The organism is Synechococcus sp. H60.3 (assembly GCF_047462295.1).
Classification (GTDB): domain Bacteria; phylum Cyanobacteriota; class Cyanobacteriia; order Thermostichales; family Thermostichaceae; genus Thermostichus.
Window position 1 is genome coordinate 14,647 of record NZ_JANSIY010000039.1, and the last position, 2,657, is coordinate 17,303.

The following is a 2,657-nucleotide window of genomic DNA, read 5'->3' on the forward strand; positions in this document are numbered from 1 at the left end:
GGCAGCGGCAATACGGCCCCAATGAGCTGAAAGCCAAAGCTGCAACGCCGGCCTGGGTCAAGTTTCTGCAGCAGTTTAACCAGTCCCTCCTTTATATCCTGATGGTGGCTGGGGCGGTCAAGGCGTTCCTGGGATCCTGGCGCAACGCCATCGTGATCTGGGCGGTGGTGGTGATCAACGCCCTCATCAGCTACATCCAAGAGGCCAAGGCGGAGGAGGCAATCGCTGCCCTGGCCAAGTCGGTGGTGACTGAAGTCACGGTGCTGCGGGAGGGGCAGAAAGTGCGGCTGCCCTCGCGGGAGCTGGTGCCGGGGGATGTGGTGCTCTTGAGCTCGGGAGACAGGGTGCCCGCCGACCTGCGCCTGCTGAGTGCGCGCAACTTGCAGGTGGACGAATCGGCCCTCACGGGAGAGTCGGTGCCGGTGGAAAAACGGCTGGGATCCCTGCCGGAAGACACGCCTTTGGCCGACCGCCAGAACATGGCTTACGCCGGCAGCTTCGTCACCTTTGGCCAAGGGGCGGGGGTGGTGGTGGCCATCGGCAACCAGACCCAAACAGGTCGCATCTCCCAGCTCATTGAAGAAGGGGGATCCCTGCAAACTCCCCTGACGCGCAAGTTTGAGGCCTTCAGCCTGACCTTGCTGAAAATTATCCTCACCTTGGCTGCGTTCACTTTTTTGGTGGGGCTGGTGCAGGGCCAAGCGGCAGCAAGCGTCTTTGAAGCGGCAGTGGCGCTGGCGGTGAGCGCCATCCCCGAAGGCTTGCCGGCGGTAGTTACCGTAACCCTGGCCATTGGGGTTTCCCGCATGGCCCGCCGCCATGCCATCATCCGCAAGTTGCCGGCGGTAGAAACCCTGGGCAGCGCCACGGTGATTTGCTCGGACAAAACCGGCACCCTCACGGAAAACCAGATGACGGTGCAGGCCATCTACGCCGGATCCCGGCTCTACCGGGTTACCGGCAGTGGCTACAGCCCCCAGGGCCAAATCCTGTTTCAGGAAGCCAATTCCCCCGTCGAAATTCGCCAATGGCCTGCCCTGGAGGCTTGCCTAGTGGCCGGCTGCCTCTGCAACGACAGCCGCCTCAAACCCAAGGACGACGGTCAGTGGGAAGTGGTAGGGGATCCCACCGAGGCGGCTCTGCTCGTAGCCGCCCAGAAAGGGGGGCTGGATCGAGACGATCTGCAGCGCCGTCGCCCTCGCCTAGACAGCATCCCCTTTGAATCCGAGTTTCAGTACATGGCCACCCTGCACCAGTTGGGGCCGGAGGAGCACTGTATCTACGTCAAGGGATCCGTAGAAGCTCTCTTGCCCCGCTGCCGCAGCCAGATGGGTCCCCAAGGGGAGATCCAGCCCTTGGAAGCAGAGCGGATTTGCCAGCAGGTGGAGGCCTTGGCGCGGCAGGGGCTGCGAGTCCTGGCCTTTGCCCAAAAAGCCGTCCCCCCTAGCCAAACTCAGGTGGATCACTCAGATCTGCAGGAAGGGCTGATTTTCTTGGGCTTGCAGGGGATGATCGACCCGCCGCGGCCGGAGGCCATTGCCGCTGTGCGCTCCTGCCAGACTGCCGGGATCCAAGTCAAGATGATTACCGGCGACCATGTGCTTACAGCCCAAGCCATTGCTGAGCAGATGGGCCTGGGCGGTGGCAAACCGGTAAAAGCCTACAGCGGCCGGGATCTGGAGCAGCTTAGCCCAGAGGAGTTTGTCACTGCCGCCAAGGAGGGATCCGTCTTTGCGCGGGTGGTGCCGGAGCAAAAGCTGCGCCTGGTGAAGGCCTTGCAGTCGCAGGGTCAGATCGTGGCCATGACCGGCGATGGAGTTAACGACGCGCCGGCCTTGAAGCAGGCAGATGTGGGCATTGCCATGGGGCGAGGTGGCACCGAGGTGGCCAAGGCTGCCGCCGACATGATCTTGACCGATGACAACTTCGCCTCCATCGCGGCTGCCGTCGAAGAGGGGCGCACCGTTTACAACAACCTCCTTAAAGCCATCGCCTTCATCCTGCCGGTGAACGGGGGAGAGTCGATGACCCTTCTTCTTAGCGTGCTCCTCAACCGCGAGCTGCCCATTTTGGCCATTCAAGTGCTATGGCTGAACATGATTAACTCCATCACCATGACGGTGCCGCTCTCCTTCGAGCCCACCACGGGGCGGGAGATGACCCAACCACCGCGGGATCCCAACGCCAATTTGCTCTCTCCTAGGCTGCTGCAGCGCATCCTACTGGTGTCGGTATTTAACTGGATCTTGATTTTCGGGGTTTTCGAGTACGTGGAACAAACCACCGGCAACCTCAACCTGGCCCGCAGCATGGCCATTCAGGCGCTGGTAATTGGGCGCATCTTCTACTTGCTCAGCCTTAGCCAGGCTATCCCTACCCTGTTGGGCCGCGGGCGCGCCAGCCAGTTGGAGCGCCACGAACGCTTAATGGATGTGGCGGCTATTGCCATTGGCATTGGGGCGGCCATCCTACTGCAGATCCTCTTTAGCCAATGGAGCCTGTTCAACACTCTCTTCGAGACAGCACCCCTGAGTTGGGCGCAGTGGGGCTTCTGTCTACTGGTGAGCTTGCCGATGATCGGGGTTGCAGCGCTGGCCAACCGGGTGGATCCGGAAGGCGCTTCGCTGGCCCGCTCACCCAGGAAAACCTAATCCTAG

General features: G+C 61.7%; 1 protein-coding gene. It reads left to right on the plus strand.

All coding sequences use genetic code 11. From position 1 onward, the window contains the following. Positions 1-2,651, plus strand: a 2,651-nt coding sequence (locus NW841_RS06040) for an HAD-IC family P-type ATPase (RefSeq protein WP_414385810.1), incomplete at its 5' end; no start/stop codon positions are given. Between the last annotated feature and the right edge of the window lie 6 nt (positions 2,652-2,657).